Source organism: Mailhella massiliensis, assembly GCF_900155525.1.
GTDB lineage: Bacteria > Desulfobacterota > Desulfovibrionia > Desulfovibrionales > Desulfovibrionaceae > Mailhella > Mailhella massiliensis.
The window spans coordinates 43,406-59,476 of record NZ_LT706943.1 but is presented as its reverse complement, the minus strand read 5'-3'; the positions used below and the strand labels follow the sequence as shown (position 1 = coordinate 59,476).

At 57.8% G+C, this 16,071-nt stretch carries 16 protein-coding genes; 15 read left to right on the top strand and 1 reads right to left on the bottom strand.

Going from position 1 to position 16,071, the window contains the following annotated elements:
* The first annotated feature begins 63 nt into the window (after positions 1-63).
* From CZ345_RS03880 to CZ345_RS03870, 3 genes are all read left to right on the top strand, one after another.
* Positions 64-924 carry an amidohydrolase family protein gene (locus tag CZ345_RS03880; RefSeq protein ID WP_077072003.1) on the top strand — a complete coding sequence of 287 codons (861 nt, stop codon included), beginning with the start codon at positions 64-66 and terminating at the stop codon, positions 922-924.
* An 11-nt stretch (positions 925-935) separates the two neighbouring features.
* A complete protein-coding gene (locus CZ345_RS03875) occupies positions 936-2,345 on the top strand; it encodes an MmgE/PrpD family protein (RefSeq protein WP_077071891.1) in 1,410 nt (469 codons plus the stop codon).
* Positions 2,346-2,482: 137 nt separating this feature from the next.
* On the top strand, positions 2,483-3,298 hold the full coding sequence (locus tag CZ345_RS03870) for a nitroreductase family protein (RefSeq protein ID WP_077071890.1): 816 nt from the start codon (positions 2,483-2,485) through the stop codon (positions 3,296-3,298).
* A 28-nt stretch (positions 3,299-3,326) separates the two neighbouring features.
* On the opposite strand, the gene CZ345_RS03865 is transcribed toward CZ345_RS03870, so the two are convergent.
* The gene (locus CZ345_RS03865) at positions 3,327-4,742 is read right to left on the bottom strand and encodes a sigma-54 interaction domain-containing protein (protein WP_077071889.1); all 1,416 of its coding nucleotides are present in this window, start codon (positions 4,740-4,742) and stop codon (positions 3,327-3,329) included.
* Positions 4,743-5,350: 608 nt separating this feature from the next.
* On the opposite strand from CZ345_RS03865, the gene CZ345_RS03860 reads away from it, so the two are divergent.
* The 12 genes from CZ345_RS03860 to CZ345_RS03805 all read left to right on the top strand — a co-directional run bounded on the left by CZ345_RS03860 (position 5,351) and on the right by CZ345_RS03805 (position 16,047).
* Positions 5,351-6,076, top strand: a complete 726-nt coding sequence (locus tag CZ345_RS03860; RefSeq protein WP_162274924.1) for an amidohydrolase family protein — start codon at positions 5,351-5,353, stop codon at positions 6,074-6,076.
* 117 nt (positions 6,077-6,193) lie between these two features.
* A complete protein-coding gene (locus CZ345_RS03855) occupies positions 6,194-7,069 on the top strand; it encodes an amidohydrolase family protein (protein WP_077071887.1) in 876 nt (291 codons plus the stop codon).
* A 76-nt stretch (positions 7,070-7,145) separates the two neighbouring features.
* A complete protein-coding gene (locus CZ345_RS03850) occupies positions 7,146-7,817 on the top strand; it encodes a flavodoxin family protein (protein WP_077071886.1) in 672 nt (223 codons plus the stop codon).
* Positions 7,818-7,829: 12 nt separating this feature from the next.
* Entirely contained in the window at positions 7,830-8,321 is a 492-nt protein-coding gene (locus tag CZ345_RS03845; protein WP_077071885.1) for a TRAP transporter small permease, read from the top strand.
* Between the two features lie 10 nt (positions 8,322-8,331).
* On the top strand, positions 8,332-9,606 hold the full coding sequence (locus CZ345_RS03840) for a TRAP transporter large permease (protein WP_077071884.1): 1,275 nt from the start codon (positions 8,332-8,334) through the stop codon (positions 9,604-9,606).
* A gap of 22 nt (positions 9,607-9,628) precedes the next feature.
* Entirely contained in the window at positions 9,629-10,633 is a 1,005-nt protein-coding gene (locus CZ345_RS03835) for a TRAP transporter substrate-binding protein (RefSeq protein ID WP_077071883.1), read from the top strand.
* A 364-nt stretch (positions 10,634-10,997) separates the two neighbouring features.
* Complete coding sequence (argJ, locus tag CZ345_RS03830; protein WP_077071882.1) at positions 10,998-12,206, top strand: bifunctional glutamate N-acetyltransferase/amino-acid acetyltransferase ArgJ; 1,209 nt, start codon at positions 10,998-11,000, stop codon at positions 12,204-12,206.
* Between the two features lie 14 nt (positions 12,207-12,220).
* Positions 12,221-12,511, top strand: a complete 291-nt coding sequence (locus CZ345_RS03825; RefSeq protein ID WP_077071881.1) for a DUF503 domain-containing protein — start codon at positions 12,221-12,223, stop codon at positions 12,509-12,511.
* On the top strand, positions 12,501-13,499 hold the full coding sequence (locus CZ345_RS03820) for a DHH family phosphoesterase (RefSeq protein WP_077071880.1): 999 nt from the start codon (positions 12,501-12,503) through the stop codon (positions 13,497-13,499). The genes CZ345_RS03825 and CZ345_RS03820 overlap by 11 nt, the downstream gene beginning before the upstream one ends.
* 33 nt (positions 13,500-13,532) lie before the next feature.
* Positions 13,533-14,369 carry a diaminopimelate epimerase gene (dapF, locus tag CZ345_RS03815; protein ID WP_077071879.1) on the top strand — a complete coding sequence of 279 codons (837 nt, stop codon included), beginning with the start codon at positions 13,533-13,535 and terminating at the stop codon, positions 14,367-14,369.
* A gap of 62 nt (positions 14,370-14,431) precedes the next feature.
* Positions 14,432-15,307 carry a 4-hydroxy-tetrahydrodipicolinate synthase gene (gene dapA, locus CZ345_RS03810; protein ID WP_077071878.1) on the top strand — a complete coding sequence of 292 codons (876 nt, stop codon included), beginning with the start codon at positions 14,432-14,434 and terminating at the stop codon, positions 15,305-15,307.
* A gap of 377 nt (positions 15,308-15,684) precedes the next feature.
* Entirely contained in the window at positions 15,685-16,047 is a 363-nt protein-coding gene (locus CZ345_RS03805; RefSeq protein ID WP_077071877.1) for a DVU0772 family protein, read from the top strand.
* Positions 16,048-16,071 lie beyond the last annotated feature (24 nt).

Genomic DNA, 16,071 nt, shown 5'->3' with positions numbered 1-16,071 from the left:
AACCCCTGCGGCGGACGCGAAAGCCTCCGCCGCCCCCTTTCATGCAACCACAGGGAGGCCCTTATGATTATCGATTTCCGTGTCCGTCCGCCCTATGCAGGCAATCTTTCCCTGGGAATCTTTGGAAGCTGCTGGAACGCTCCGGAGGATCCGACGGAAGAAATGTTCACCACCGCAGGCCGCAGGCCCATTCCCTCGGCCGAGCAACGCTCCGTTCCGCTCCTTCTTGAGGAACTCAGGGAAGCCGACGTGAAAGCGGCCGTTCTCATGGGCAGAGTCAGTGAGATAGGTACCTCACACACCTCCACCACCAACGACGACGCCCTGATGCTGTCACGGGAACACCCGGGGGCGTTCTTCCCCTTCGCCGCTGTGGAACCCCGTGATCCCCATGTGATGGAAGAACTGGAACTGCGCCGTTCCCAGGGATTTACCGGTGTCTGCATCGACCCCAGCTTCAGCACGCCGCCCCTCTACGCCGATGATCCCGTCATCGACAGGGTCTACCAGTACTGCCAGGATCACGGAATGATCGTGTCCATCATGCAGAGCGGGCTTTACGTCAAGGATCTCACCTATACACACCCCATCCATGTCCAGCATGTGGCTCAGACCTTTCCCCGGCTGAAAATCGTTGTGCCCCACGCCTGCTGGCCCTATCTCGAACTCATGACCGGCGTCGCCATGATGCACACCAACATCTGGCTCATCCCGGACTGCTATGTCTACCTGCCCGGCATGTTCGGAGCGGAAAACTTCGTGCATACCGTCAACACCTTCCTGCGTCACCGCGTACTCTTCGCCAGTTCCTACCCCGTGCGGGGCATCGCCCAGAGCATAGAACTGTGGAAAGCCCTGCCCTTCACGACGGAAGCCCTGCAGCTCACCATGTATGACAACGCGGCCCGCCTTCTCAATCTCTGACGGAAGCTGCCATGGACGCCATCAAGGAAATTGCCAACTTCGTCGTCAACAGGAATTTCTGCGACCTGCCTGCAGAGGTCGTGAAACATGACAAGTATCTGATCCTCGACACGCTGGCATGCGGTCTGGCCGGAGCCGCCGCACCCGGCTGCCGCGAACTGGCTCAATGGGCGCTGGAAACGGGTGGTGCGGAGCAGGCCACGGTGCTGGTCTTCGGGGGAAAAATTCCCGCCATCCATGCCGGCATGGTCAATGCCACCCTCTTTCAGGCGCTGGACTTCGACGACACCCACGACAAGGCCATCGCCCATACGCACTGCACCTGTCTGGCCGCCGGTCTTGCCGTGGCGGAACAGCTGGGAAACGTCTGCGGCGAAAGGCTCATCACCGCTCTCACGCTCGGCGCCGAGGTCATGGGACGCATCGGCCGGAGCATCCATGCTCCGCTTCGTTTCAACCGCACGGGAACGCTCGCTTCTTTCGGCGCCGCAACCGTTGCGGGCAAGCTCATGGGACTGAACGTGGAGCAGCTTTCGGCCGCATACGGCATAGCCTACGCCCAGACGGCATCCACCCTGCAGTCCAATGTCGACGGCGCTCTCGTCAAGCGTATGCACCCGGGCTTTGCCGTGCGTTGCGGCATCACGGCCTGTCAGCTGGCCCTCAAAGGAATCACCGGGCCGGTTCATGTGCTGGAAGGTCCCTACGGCTATATGCCGCTCTATGAAAACAACGACTATGATCGGGAGGCCATCGTCCGGGATCTCGGCACGGAATGGGACATGCTGCACATCGGCCTCAAGCCTTTTCCCTGCGCCAGGGATGCGGTCGGCGCGCTGGAGGCGGGCATCATGCTCCACGAGAAAGGAATCGATCACCATCAGATACGCTCCGTGCACATCGCCATGCCGGAAGTCGCCTGGCGCGTTTCCGGCAAGAGCTACGATGACATCACGGGCAACCCCGTGGTCGAGAGCATACTCAGCGCCGCATGGTGCGGAGCTCTGGGGCTGGCAAAAGGTACTGCCGGTCTGGAAGACTTCTCCCCCGAAGGCGTGCGCAACCCCGAGATCCGGGAGCTTGCCCGCAAAGTGCAGCTCTCGGTGGATGCCTCCGTTCCCGCAGCCTCCATGGTGCCCGTCACCATGACGGCCGTCATGAACAACGGCAGGGAATACAGCGGGGTGTGCCGCAGACTGAAAGGCTCATGGGAAGCTCCGCTCAGCCTCATGGAAGTGGAACGGAAGCTGGCCATGTGTGCTGCCGCCTCCCTGTATCCGATCTCAAAAAAACGCCTGCAGAAACTTTCGGAAACGGTTCACCGCCTGGAGCATCTCCAGGACTCCGCCGACCTCGTTCAGCTCATGCTGCCGGAAGCGTCCCCCGGCCTCACGGATGCAGACCGGCTCACTCCGGCCTGACACGCACGGAAAACACGGCAGAGGTCGCCTCCCCGCAGCGACCTCTGCCCGGCACGGACGCCCGGAAATCCGCCACCTCTTTCCCGCGAAAAGCGGGCGGCATGAATACCGCCCGCTTCCGCCTCTCAGGAGACCGCATGAAAAAAAACTCTTTCTTTCTCAGCATCAACCCGGAACGATGCATCGGATGCGGCCTGTGCGAAAAAGCCTGCCGTCGCTTCATTTTTGAAAAAGATCCCGTAACAGGCAGCATGAACATACGAAAAGACAAGATCGAACTGTGCATGCACTGCGGGCATTGCCTGTCCGTATGCCCTTCCTTTGCCGTAAGCCTGGACGGCCTGACCGGCGAACACCTCCCCGAAGCCGCGCCCTGTCCGTCCTCCAGCCAGCTTGCCGACCTGCTCAGAGGCAGACGGTCCACAGGCTGCTTTTCCCGCCGGAAACCGGAACGGAAGCTGCTTCTGGAAGCTCTGGCCGATACGGCCAGTGCACCTTCCGCCTCCAACATGAGAACGCTGTGCTGGAAGATCATCGACGATCCGGAAAGGCTGGAACGCCTGCGGAAGGAACTTCTCCCCTACTACGAACAGGGCGGTACGAAACGACTGCGCAGTCATTACGACAACGCCGTGGAAGGTCGCGACAGTCTCCTGCGGGGCGCGCCGTGTCTTATTGTAGCCATGACTCCCGTCGGAGCTCCCTGGGGTCCCACTGACTGCGCCATCGCCATCACTCAGCTGGAGCTCACCCTGCTCACTCGGGGCATCGGCTCATGCTGGGCCGGAAGCGTCATTCAGATCGCCCGAGACCATTATCTGAAAGAACTCCGCCTTCCCGAGGGATACGCCGCCTCTGGCGCCCTCATGGCCGGCTATCCGGCCATCCGCTACAAGCGTCTGCCCCCGCGAGAGCACCCTCCCGTGCTTTTCAACGACGACAACACGCTCTGAGGTACGGGGCGGCCTTCGGATCGCCCCCCTACAGCCCCATCTGGAAAAACTTCCTGTTCTCACCGGGGTCAGGGCTTTCATAGGTCAGACCGTACTTCTTCAGCTTGCGAAGCACCGTGGTCTGATCGCACCCCAGAACCTGTGCAGCCTTTCTGCTGGAAGGATATCGCAGCATCACCTCCGCAAGAAGCTTCTTCTCGCACGCCTCCGTCGCCTCCTTCAGGGTCATGACTTCTCCCCCTTCTCCCTCTCTTTTCAGTGCATCAGTAATGTACTGGGGCACAAACTGCGGCCCTATGATGGCAAACGGACAGAGCGCCACCGCGTGTTCCACGGTGTTTTCCAGCTCTCTGACATTGCCCGGCCATGAATAGGCATGAAAAATACGCTGTACCGCCTTGGAAAACTGCTTGTCTGTGCTGTATTTCTTGTTGAAATTCCGCAGGAAATGCCTCGCAAGCGGCATAATATCCTGATATCGTTCCCGCAGCGGGGGAATCATCAGCTTTATGACGTTGAGGCGATAATAAAGATCCTCTCTGAACTTCCCGGCGGCAACCATTTCCTCCACAGGCTGATTGGTGGCCGTAATGAAGCGCACGTCGAGGTTTATCATCTTTTTGCCGCCCACCCGCAGAATCTGCCTGTTCTGAATGCAGCGCAGCAGCTTGACCTGAACGGCAAGCGGCATATCCCCCACCTCGTCCAGAAAGATGGTACCGTGATTAGCCATTTCAAAAAGCCCCATCTTGGATGATGTGGCATTGGTAAACGCGCCCTTCTCATAACCGAACAGCTCGGATTCTATAAGATTTTCAGGAATGGTCGCGCAGTTTATCACCACATAGGGCTGTTCGGCCCGACGGCTGAACTTGTGCAGCCTGTAGGCTATGCCGTCCTTGCCGACGCCCGACTCTCCTCGGATCATGACGGTGGCGTCGCTCTGTCCCAGCCTTTCCAGAGAGTCCATGATGGTCCGCATCTGACTGCTCACGGCAATGAAGGGTTCCTTCAGCTTCTCCTCTATTCGTATGCGGGAAGAACTCTCTTCCTCAAGCTCCTCTTCCTTTCGCGCTTCTGCCGTATCCTCCAGGCTTCTGCTGATGCCTATGATCCGCCACAGCTTTCCGTTCTCCCGAAAAAACGGATAGCAGGTGATGGACACCTTGCGCCCGATCTGCGTGGTGCATACCGCCCTGCCTATCTCCCGGGTACGGAGCGTCTCAAGCAGGCCCTGACTGCTGGCAAGACCTCTTTCCACAAGATAGGTGGCATTATGCCCGAGAAGCTGCTCGGGATCGACGCCGTACTGATCCCGGACCCCCCGGCTCGCATACAGAATCTCTCCGTCGGCGGAGTTGATCCATACCCCCACGCTCTGATCGTCGGCCAGAGTTTTCAGCATTTCCAGATTCCGGGCAAAAAAATCCTCGATCATATCCATGGCGGTCCTCCAGATTCAAAGCCGTTCCTTCATTTGAGGCTTTTATGCATCATAATACGAAAGTTGAACATTTTAGATTATTAAATAATCTATTGAAATATTATATTTTTTAATATAAATGCAAACAGATGCCCTGATGCTTTTCAGCTTATGAAAAAGGGCACAAATAAAAAATTTATTTTTTTTATTCTTTATTACCAAATAGTTATATTTGTTTTCATCTTTTTAAAGTGATGCAATATTACCTCACTCTTTTTCTCCTGACAACATCATCTCTGCTCTTTTTTCCCCTCATGAAAAGAAAAAAAACTTTTCTGGCCTGTCTCAGGTTCTTTTCACGCGAATCCTTTCGGACTTCATCGGCTTTTCAATATGGCATGTTTCTTGCAAAGAATAAAAACATAACAGATACCGTCTATTCCATATTCATGGAATTTTTGCCTTCAACATGCACATATCAGGATGAAGCCATGATTATTGATTTCAGGGTAAGACCACCGATTGAAAGCTATCTCAGGTCCGGCGCATTTGAAGTTTGGGAAAATCCGAATTCGCCTTACCGTAACCAGTGGGAAGGAAGAATAAAAACTCCTTCCATGGACGGTGATATGGATTTATTCGTCAAGGAAATGACGGATGCCGGTATTGATATAAGCGTCATCATCGGACGCATGACTAAGGTTCATGACAAGGGGAGAGGCAATGTTACGGCAGATGATCTCCTGAGCATCATGAAAAAGTATCCGGGAAGATTCGCGGGAATGCCCGCCGTCGATCCTCTGGCTTCCGATGCCATGGAACAGATCGAACGTGCCGCCGCCATGGGCATGGTGGGGATATGTATAGAACCCTTCTGGAGTTCCGAACCCCTCTTTCTCAACGACAGCCGTCTGTTCCCCCTCTACAAGAAAATCGAATCCCTGGGGCTGCTCTTCACCACCACGCTGAACTTCAACTGCGGCGAAAGCACGAAGTGGAACTCGCCCTATCATGTGGAACAGATAGCCATGGCCTGCCCCGCCATGCCCATACTCATCACCCACGCATGCTGGCCGCTGCTCACGGAACTCATGGCCATCGCCGTACGCTACCCCAACATCTACCTCATCCCCGACTGCTATTTTTACTTTCCGTTCATCAACACGGCTAAGGAGCAGCGTATCATGTACAATCACATGCTCCAGGATCAGGTTCTGTTCGGCAGTTCCTACCCCATCCGCGGCTTCGGACAAGCCGTGGAGCTTTCCTTGGAACAGGGACAATGGCTCCCCGGCCCGAAAGAAAAATTCTTCTGGAAAAACGGGGCCAAACTGCTGCATCTTCAAATATCCTGAAGCACGCCCCTTCCGTCTCCATGACGACCGGCCGTGCCTTGCGGACAAGGCTCCTCTTTTCCGCGTTCGGCCGCCACTTGTCAGATCATTCCAGTTACCATCATCAAGGAGCGCCTTATGATCATCGACTTCCGCATCCGTCCCCCCTTCAAGAGCTTCCGGGAAACCGGCCTGTTCAAAGCCTGGAACAATCCGCCCAGCTCCGGAGCCTTCGCCCTCATGGCTGAGGGCCGGGAACCCGTCATTTCCGCCAAGACCGGCGATTACGGTCAGTTCATGGCGGAACTTGACGAGGCGGGCATCGACCTCGGCGTCATCGTCGGGCGCTTCACCAAAACCGACTCCGTAGGATCCGGCAATGTCACTCCTGAAGAAATCCTCGACTTCATGAACCTGTACCCCGGTCGATTCATGGGGATGCCCGCCCTTGATCCCACCGCGCCCGACGCCCTCGCCCAGGTACGCCGCATGAAGAGCCTCGGCATGAAGGGCATCTGCGTGGAGCCTTTCTGGCTCGACAAGTGCTACCGCGTCAACGATCCCTGCCTTATGGACTTTTACCGTGCGGTGGAAGAGGAGAAAATGACGCTGGTCATCACCCTGAACTGGCTCTGCGGCAACGACACAAGCTGGAACGAACCGAAGGACATCGAGGACATCGCCATAGCCTGTCCCAGACTGAACATCGTGGTACCGCACTCCTGCTATCCCAAGCTGGTGGAATTCATGGCCATCATGGTGCGCTACCCCAACATCTACTCTCTGCCCGACAGCTATTTCTACTTCCCCTTCATCAACACCGTGGACGATCAGATCCTCATGTACAACCATATGCTTCAGGATCAGGTGCTCTTCGCCAGCTCCTACCCCATCAGAGGCGTGGGTCAGGCTCTGCGTGAATCTCTGGATCGTCCGTGGCTGCCCATTCCCAAGGAAAAGTTCCTCTGGAAGAACGCGGCCAAGCTCCTGGGACTTGACCTGCCGTCAGCCTGACGACTCCGGGGAGGAGCCCCAGAGGGGGCTCTCCCCCCTAGATACCCGGCATGCCCGGACTGATCAGAGGTAGAACATGAAGGTTATCGCATTCAACGGAAGCCCCCGTAAAAACTTCAATACGGCAACACTGCTGACGCACGCCCTGAAAGGCGCGGAAGAAGCGGGGGCCGAAACTTCCCTGGTCCATCTTTACGACATTGCCTTCAGCGGATGCAAAAGCTGCCTGATGTGCAAAAGCCGGAATCTCCCGCGTACCGGCCGCTGTGTACTGAACGACGCCATCACCCCGTACATCGAAGAGGCCCTCAGCGCCGACGTGATCCTGCTCGGCAGCCCCATTTATTTCTATACGGAATCCTCATCAATGCGCGCCTTCATGGAGCGTATGCTCTTTCCGCTCACATGCTATGAAAAAAAGCGCTCTCTCTTCGACAGAAACATAAAAACAGCTCTGCTCTACACCATGAACATTTCGGACACAGAGCTGAAAAAACGCAATCCTCCATTTCCTGAAGACTTTTCCCTGTATGTCGTCGATCAGTCCGCCTATTTCATGCAGAGAGTATTCGGAAACTGCGAAACGCTCCTCTGCACCGACACCATGCAGGTACGCGACTACAGCAAATTTTACATGGAACTCTATGACGGCGCCGAGAAAAAACGACGTCATGAAGAAGTGTTCCCCCTTGACTGCCAGCGCGCGATGGAGCTGGGGCGCAGGCTTGCCGGCTCCGATGCCGATTGACAAGGAGGCTGCATGAACAAACTTCTGCGCATTCTGGACACCGTTACGGGATACGCGGGCAATTTCCTGCTCGCCATGCTCATCATCATCGCCTTTCTTCAGGTCGTCTGCCGCTACTGCTTCAACTACGCCCTGAGCTGGCCGGAAGAAATCTGCCGCTTTCTGTTTATAGCCCTCGCCTATGCAGGGGCCGCTCTCACCATGAGAAGCGACAGTCATCTTCGCGTAGACGTGGCACTCAGCTTCTCCGGCCCCAGGATGAAAAAATTCTTCAACATTCTCGCGCACGCCTGCTCCATCTTCTACTGCGCCGCATGTGCCTATCTTTCCTACGACATGATGCTGGAAGTCAAAGACATGGAGCAGTATGCCTCCAGCATCAACATGGAAGTCTGGATTACCTGGATTCCTATTCCGCTGGGCTTCGTTCTCATGACTTTCTATGCCGTTCTGCTGTTTGTGCAGACCATCGCCGGAAAAAAGAACACCGGCGGAACGGAATAAAGGAGTACCTATGGATCCTGTTCTTGTCACCATGTTCTGGGTACTGATCGTAGGGCTTGCCCTCACCCTGCACATAGGCGCAGCCATAGGTCTCGCCGTGCTTGCCGCCATCTTCGTCGGTGATCTCCCCTATGCGCTTTTCACCCAGAAGCTCTACACCACCTTCGATTCCTTCCCGCTGCTCGCCCTGCCCTTCTTCATCTGTGCAGGCGACATCATGCAGCGCGGTTCCATGGCTGAAGCTCTGCTCAAGCTCGCCAAAACTCTCGTAGGACACATCACGGGCGGCCTTTCCCTCGTTTCCGTGCTGGCATGCGCCTTCTACGGTTCCCTCTGTGGTTCGCCGCCCGCCACCACGGCGGCCATCGGCGGCATCATGATCCCCGCCATGCAGAAGGAAGGCTATCCGCGCAACTTCTCCACCGCCGTCAACACCGCCTCGGGAACGCTGGGCGCCCTCATTCCCCCGAGCACCGTACTCATCATCTACGGCGCGACCGCAGGTGTTTCCATCGGCGACCTGTTCATTGCGGTCATTCCCACCGGCATTCTCACCATGCTGGCCTTCATGGGAACCAGCATGATCATAGCCGCCAAGAAGGGCTACGGCCTCAAATCCGTGCGCGCCGGAGCAAAGGAACGCCTCGCCGCCGTATGGGAAGCCAAGTGGGCTCTCATGGTTCCCGTCATCGTCCTGGGCGGCATCTATACGGGCATCACCACCCCCACGGAAGCCGGTGTGGTGGCCGTGGTCTACGCCCTGCTTGCGGAAACCTTCATTACCAAGACCATGACCTGGAAAAAATTTCAGGACATTCTCTACTCCACCGCCAAGACCACGGGCATGATGTTCTTCGTCATCACCGCGGCAGGGGCGCTCGGCATCATCCTCGTGTACTTCAACGCCGACGCCGTGGTCGCCGACCTTCTGAACGGCATTACCACCAACAAGCATGTGCTCATGTTCCTCATCGTCACGCTGCTCATCATCCTGGGAACCTTCATGGAGTCCGTAGCCATCGTGCTCATCATGACGCCCATACTCCTGCCTATGATGGTACAGGCAGGCATGGATCCCATACAGTTCGGCGTGCTCATCGCCTACGGCGTGGTTCTCGGCAACATCACGCCGCCCGTGGGCATGAACCTCTATGTAGGCTGCGCCATCGGCGACATTTCCTTCGCGCAGCTCAGCAAGGCGATTCTGCCCTACATTGCCGCCATGGTCATCGTATATTACATCATCGCCTATGTCCCTTGGCTTTCCCTCTGTCTGGTCAAATAACATCCGTCGCAAGGAGTCCTTTATGAACCGTCTGTTCCGTCTCTCCTGTCTGTGTGCGCTTGTCGGCCTTCTGAGCTTCACTCCCGCCCAGGCGGCGCCCATTCCCGTCAAAATCACCACGCATGCGGCTTCCTCCATGGCTCTCTGCCGTTCGCTGGTCACCATGAAAAACTTCATTGAGGAAAAGACCAACGGCAAGTACCGTGTGGACATCTACGACCAGTTCAAACTCGGTACCATGGAAAGCGCCTATCAGGGCATGCAGCTCGGCACGGTGCACTTCCTCGTGGAAGGCCCTTCCAACCTCAGCAACTTCATGCCCATATTCGCCATGTTCGACCTCGGCTACATCTTCCCCGATGCAGACACCGCCGATGAAGTGCTGAGCGGCCCCGTAGGCAAGAAGATTCTGGCCGCCGCTGCCAACAAGGCCGTCACGCCCCTTACCTTCGTCCGTTACAGCTACCGCAACATCTATCTCAACAAGCCCGTGCACAGCCTCGCGGAACTCAAGGGCGTCAAGGTGCGCGCCTCCTCCTCTCCCGTGCACATCGCCGTTCTCAAGGCCATGGGCATGAACCCCACTCCCATGCCCGGCTCCGAAGTCTACACCGGCCTTCAGCAGGGCGTCATCGACGGTGTGGACGTCGACATCACCTACCTCGTCAAGGGCAAGTGGGACGAAGTGTGCAAGTCCGTAGTCTTCACCCAGCATACCTATCTGCCCCAGATCATCTACACTTCCACCAGATGGTGGAACAAGCTCCCGGCCGAAGACAAGGCCGTTTTCCAGGAAGCTATCGATCTCTATGTGCAGGAGCAGCGTAAAAACGTGCTGGAAGACGAAGCGGAAAGCATGCAGGCCATCAAGGAAAAAAATCTGAGCATCTACACCCCGACAGAAGAAGAGATCGCCATGCTCCGCAAGAACACCAGCGAACTCTACAAGGAATTCCCCAAGATCGACGTCACCCTGCTCAATGAACTCAAGGCCGAAGCTGCACGTGTAGCCGCCGCCAAAAAGTAAAGAACACACCTCGGGCAAATTCCCTCCGGAGTCGCCGCACAAAACGCGGCGACTCTTTTTCATTAACTTCCCGGGAAGGAACCTCGCGAACTCGCGGCAGGCAGGACAGGATGCAACCACGCCCCCGAAGCTCCTGTCACTGCACACGCCGCGCCCATCAATCGGAAACGGGCCGGAACAGCCCGCGTAATCCGCTCAGCCCGGTAGAAAAAATAAACGCACGGCTCATTTTCTTTTTCTGAACAGCGGGAATTTTCCGCTGTTTTTTCCACAGGTAACAGGCTGCTCCTCCCCGCGCGCCCTTGCACGGCAACGGCAAGTGTGGCAGATTGAAAGCGCATTCCAAAGGAACGGAGAACTTCCCATGATCCAGATACCTCAGGGCTTCCGTCTCGGTGCGGCGAACGCCGATTTCCGGGGCAAACATCTCGACCGCAACGATCTTTCCCTCGTATTCAGCACCGCCCCCGCCACCGCTGCGGGCGTGTTCACCACCAATCTCTTCCGGGCCGCTCCCGTGCTCGTTTCCGAGGAACACATAGCCGCCTGTGCCGATGCGGGCGTGCACGGCGTGCTGTTCAATTCCGGCCAGGCCAACGCCTGCACCGGCGAACAGGGCCGGGAAAACTGCCTGCGTACCCTCGACATGGTAAGCGAAGCGCTCGGCAGGGCCGGAGAAAAGGTATCTTCCGAAAGTCTTCTCCCCGCCTCCACGGGCGTGATCGGCGCGCAGATGGACATGGACAAGTGGGCCGCCGCCGTTCCCGCGCTGGTGGAATCTCTGGGAAAAGTGGATCTGGAAGGACTCGCCCGCGCCATGATGACCACCGACGCCTTCCCCAAGATGGCGGGGCGCGAGCTTTCGCTCAGGGGCGGCACCGTACTTCTCGCGGGCGTGGCCAAGGGCGCGGGCATGATATGCCCCAACATGGCCACCATGCTTTCCCTCGTCATGTGCGACGCGAAGGTCGATCCTGCCGCCTGGCGCGACATGTTCCGCCGTGCGGCCGACGCAACCTTCAACCGCGTGAGCGTGGACGGCGACACCTCCACCAATGACTCTCTCTACGGCCTTGCCAACGGCGCTTCCGGCGTCACCGTGGCCGAAGAGGAAATTCCCGTTCTGGAAGCGGCGCTCACCGAAGTGCTGGGCGAGCTTGCCTACATGCTGGTGAAGGACGGCGAAGGCGCAACCAAGGTCATGCACATTCACGTCACGGGCGCAGCCTGCGATGCCGACGCCGAAAAGGTGGCGCGCACCATCGGCCATTCCCAGCTGGTGAAGACGGCCATGTTCGGACGCGATCCCAACTGGGGCCGCATCGTCGCCGCCGCCGGACGTGCGGGCGTCGCCTTCGATCCCATGGCTCTTCGCGTAACGCTCTGCGGCGTGGAGCTGTTCCGCGACGGCCGCCCCACCGACCTTGACTTCGACGCGCTTCTGGAAGAGCCGCTCAAGGCGGTGGATCTTCCCCTGGATGTGGTGCTCGGCGACGGCCCGGGAGAATCCCGCCTGCTCGCCTCCGACCTTTCCCACGGCTACGTTTCCCTCAACTCCGACTATCGCTCCTGACAAGGCGGCCCGGCATGGTCATCGGCGTTCTCACCGTGGAATACGCGCTGCACGGCAACGATTCCCTCAAGGGGAAGCGCCGCGTGGCCAACAGCCTGAAGCAGAAGGTGCGCAACACCTTCAACGTGGCCATCGCCGAAGCCGGCACCGAGGAATCCCTGGTGAGGCTCCGGCTTCAGGTGGTTTCCATCAGCAACAGCGAAAGACACATGCAGTCGCGCATGGACAAATGCCTGCTCATGATGGAAGCCGTATGCGAAGAAGAAATGGTCTACAGCGACCTTGAGTTTTTCTATGACGACTGAACATTCCGTTCCCGAAGAACTGCTCTCTGCGCTCAGAAAGCACAGGCGCGTGCTCATCGCTGCCCATACCAACCCCGATCCCGACGCCATGGGTTCCTGCCTCGCCCTTGCCTGGGCGCTGCGTTCCACAGGCGTGGACGCGCTCGTCTTCAATGAGGACGGCCTGCCCGAACGCCTGCGCTTTCTCACCCTGCCCGGTCCCGTGCTTTCCAGCCTGGAAAGCCTGCCCTGCGAGCCCGACCTTGTGGCCTGTCTCGACTGCGGCGACAGGGCACGCCTCGGCGAAGTCATACAGCCCCTGCTCGATCGTGTGCCCAGCGTGAACATCGACCATCACCTCGCCAACCCGCTCTTCGGGACGGAGGCCAACTGGGTCGAGCCTTCCATGTCGGCCACGGGAGAAATGATAGCCATGGTGGCCAAGGCTCTGCGCGCTCCTCTGAACGGCGCTCTGGCCGAGGCTCTGTATGTGGCCATATCCGCCGATACGGGCAATTTCAGCTACGGCAACACCACCGCCGGCGCCCTGCGACTTGTGGCGGAAATGGCGGAAGAAGGCCTGAACATCGCGCGCCTGCGCGAATGCATGGAAAATAACTGGAGCGAAACGCGCCTGCGCCTGTGGGGACGCCTCATGCGGGACGCCCTCATTCTGGAGGAAGGCCGGCTCGCCGCGGCGCTCATCACCCTCGACACCCTGCGCGAATGCAACGCCACCCGCGACGATACCGAAGGCTTCGTGGAACAGCTCCGCCGTCTTTCCGGGGTGCGCGTGGCGCTCGTGCTGCGCGAAGAGGAAAAGAACGGCAAGGTACAGACCAAGGCCAGTCTGCGTTCCTCCGGCAAGGACAACGTGCGCGACGTGGCCGCCCAGTTCGGAGGCGGCGGGCACCGCAATGCTGCCGGAGCCACTCTTCCGCTCGAGGCAGAAAAGGCCCTCACCGTCATGCAACCCTATATCCGGTTCGTCTGGAACCGCCTTCAGTAAAAGGGCCGGGCGGCCCTCCGCCCGGCAACATCCATGAGAGACATTCATTTTCACAAGATGCACGGCTGCGGCAACGATTTCATCTTCATCGACAACAGGGAAGCGAAGGTGAGCGTTCCCGAAATGGCGGCCTGGGCCGAACTTTTGTGCCGCCGCAAGACGGGCATCGGAGCCGACGGACTGCTCTTTCTCGACACGACTCCCGAAGGGCGGGAAGGCGACTTCATCTGGCACTTCTACAATGCCGACGGCTCCCGCGCGGAAATGTGCGGCAACGCCTCGCGCTGCGCCTCATGGCTTGCCGTGAACCTCGGCCTTGCGGGCAGAAGCATGTGCTTCGGCACGGACGCAGGGCTCATCCATGCCGACGTGGACGTGGAAAACATGCGTTCCCGCGTGGAGCTCACGCATCCCGAGGGCATGGTGCTGCATACCCCCCTTGAAGCGGACGGCAAGACCTGGGACGTGCACTTCGTGAACACCGGAGTTCCCCATGCCGTCATCCTCTGCGACGACTGCGACACGGTGGACGTGGAACACCTCGGCCGTCTGTTCCGCTACCATGAGCACTTCGCCCCCAGAGGCACCAACGTGAACTTCATCACCGTCATCGGCAGGGACGCCATTCATGTACGCACCTACGAACGCGGCGTGGAAGGGGAAACCCTGGCCTGCGGCACCGGCGCGGCGGCCTCCACTTGTATCGCTCATGCACTTGGCTTGACGGATTGCAGCGTCAATGTCACTACTTCAGGTAAGGAACTCTTGGGCATTGAACTTGCAGGCGATTCCGTCTTCCTGTCCGGCGCCGTGGCCCGCGTCTTCACAGGCGTCATCGACCCCTCCCAGTTCAGCCTTTTGAAATTCTGACCGTCCGGGGCCCAGTCGTCTGGAAATTTTTTTCATCCATCATATCCCGCTCGGAGAAAAGCATGTTTCACGGAACGATAACTGCTCTGCTTACCCCGTTCAAGAACGGTACCATCGACGAAGAAGCCTACCGCGCCCATATCGAATGGCAGATTGAACAGGGTGTGAACGGCGTGGTGCCCTGCGGCACCACCGGCGAATCCGCCACCATGAGCCACGCGGAACACGAATCCGCCATCCGCATCTGCATCGACCAGGTGAAGGGCCGCGTGCCCGTCATCGCCGGGGCCGGTTCCAATAATACGGTAGAGGCCATCAGCCTCACCCGCTTCGCCAAAAACGCCGGGGCCGATGCCGCTCTGCTCATCTCTCCCTACTACAACAAGCCCACGCAGGAAGGTATCTTCCAGCACTTCAAGGCCATCAACGACGAAGTGGCCCTGCCCATGTTCGTGTACAACGTGCCCGGCCGCACCGGTTCCAACGTGCTGCCCGCAACCCAGGCCCGCATGGCCCGCGAACTCGAGCACGTCATCGGCTGCAAGGAAGCCACCGCCAACCTGGTGCAGATTTCCAACATCCTTGAGCAGTGCCCCGAAGACTACATTCTCCTGTCCGGCGACGACTTCACCGTGCTTCCCACCTACGCCGTGGGCGGCAAGGGCGTCATTTCCGTCACCGCCAACGTGCTGCCCGACATGATGAGCGCCCTCACCGCTGCGTGCGAACGCGGCGACTACGCGGAAGCACGCCGCCTGCACTTCGCCCTGGAACCCATGAACCGCGCCATGTTCGTGGAAAGCAACCCCATCCCCTGCAAGACCGCGCTTGCCCTCATGGGCCGCATGGGCTCCGAGGTGCGTCTGCCCCTCTGCCAGCCCTCCGACAATACGGTGAAACTGCTGCGCGAAGTGCTTGCCTCCTACGGCAGAATCTGATTTCGTCGCCTCATTTTCGTAAAAAAAGCGCCTCTCTGAAACCGGAGAGGCGCTTTTTTTACGGTCTTACGATAAGCCGGCGGATATGTACGCCATGGCTCGATAAACATAATTTTTTGAATAACCAGTATAATATATTGATATATAAATATTTTTTATTTTATGGCATCTTTTCTCTGATAAGAGAGGAGAGACTCAGCAAAAGTAAATAAAACATATTGAAATTATTGATACTTAAAAATATTTTTTAAAAAATTCTTTTCTTATTAGGAATCATTCTTGACAAGAAGGGCTTTCATACGCATACTGTCTTCAACAGCGATGCTTCCGGCACGGCGCTTCCGCCACCCGGGCACGCCCCACACAAGGAGACGACCATGCAGTACAATACCTCCGAACAGCTCAAGGCTTTCAGCCGTCTTCCCATAGAATGGAATCTTGACCCCGCCGATGCCGTGACTCTTTACCTTGAATGGGGCAACAACGACTGGCGCGCCGAACATCCTCCCGTGCGTTCCAAGGACGACTTCGCCCATTATTTCGTGCTCGACAACTGGACCGAGCAGCCCACTCTGCGCCTCGTGATGCGCAATTCCGAAGCCACGGAAGATTTGTGGGTTTCCCCGCTGCCCAAGGAACTGGAAAATGATTTCCACAAGGAATTCGGCACGCTGAAGGGTGTGTTCATGCCTTCCGACCCCATGAAGGAATGGCTCAGAGAAAAGCTCTACGCCGCGTAAACCATCTCCTCTCTCCGCCGGAAG

What these genes read in the sequence shown, in the direction of transcription:
- CZ345_RS03880 (WP_077072003.1), top strand. Translation starts at nt 64, where the DNA reads ATGATTATCGATTTCCGTGTCCGTCCGCCCTATGCAGGCAATCTTTCC.
- CZ345_RS03875 (WP_077071891.1), top strand. Translation starts at nt 936, where the DNA reads ATGGACGCCATCAAGGAAATTGCCAACTTCGTCGTCAACAGGAATTTC.
- CZ345_RS03870 (WP_077071890.1), top strand. Translation starts at nt 2,483, where the DNA reads ATGAAAAAAAACTCTTTCTTTCTCAGCATCAACCCGGAACGATGCATC.
- CZ345_RS03865 (WP_077071889.1), bottom strand. Translation starts at nt 4,742, where the DNA reads ATGGATATGATCGAGGATTTTTTTGCCCGGAATCTGGAAATGCTGAAA.
- CZ345_RS03860 (WP_162274924.1), top strand. Translation starts at nt 5,351, where the DNA reads ATGGATTTATTCGTCAAGGAAATGACGGATGCCGGTATTGATATAAGC.
- CZ345_RS03855 (WP_077071887.1), top strand. Translation starts at nt 6,194, where the DNA reads ATGATCATCGACTTCCGCATCCGTCCCCCCTTCAAGAGCTTCCGGGAA.
- CZ345_RS03850 (WP_077071886.1), top strand. Translation starts at nt 7,146, where the DNA reads ATGAAGGTTATCGCATTCAACGGAAGCCCCCGTAAAAACTTCAATACG.
- CZ345_RS03845 (WP_077071885.1), top strand. Translation starts at nt 7,830, where the DNA reads ATGAACAAACTTCTGCGCATTCTGGACACCGTTACGGGATACGCGGGC.
- CZ345_RS03840 (WP_077071884.1), top strand. Translation starts at nt 8,332, where the DNA reads ATGGATCCTGTTCTTGTCACCATGTTCTGGGTACTGATCGTAGGGCTT.
- CZ345_RS03835 (WP_077071883.1), top strand. Translation starts at nt 9,629, where the DNA reads ATGAACCGTCTGTTCCGTCTCTCCTGTCTGTGTGCGCTTGTCGGCCTT.
- argJ (WP_077071882.1), top strand. Translation starts at nt 10,998, where the DNA reads ATGATCCAGATACCTCAGGGCTTCCGTCTCGGTGCGGCGAACGCCGAT.
- CZ345_RS03825 (WP_077071881.1), top strand. Translation starts at nt 12,221, where the DNA reads ATGGTCATCGGCGTTCTCACCGTGGAATACGCGCTGCACGGCAACGAT.
- CZ345_RS03820 (WP_077071880.1), top strand. Translation starts at nt 12,501, where the DNA reads ATGACGACTGAACATTCCGTTCCCGAAGAACTGCTCTCTGCGCTCAGA.
- dapF (WP_077071879.1), top strand. Translation starts at nt 13,533, where the DNA reads ATGAGAGACATTCATTTTCACAAGATGCACGGCTGCGGCAACGATTTC.
- dapA (WP_077071878.1), top strand. Translation starts at nt 14,432, where the DNA reads ATGTTTCACGGAACGATAACTGCTCTGCTTACCCCGTTCAAGAACGGT.
- CZ345_RS03805 (WP_077071877.1), top strand. Translation starts at nt 15,685, where the DNA reads ATGCAGTACAATACCTCCGAACAGCTCAAGGCTTTCAGCCGTCTTCCC.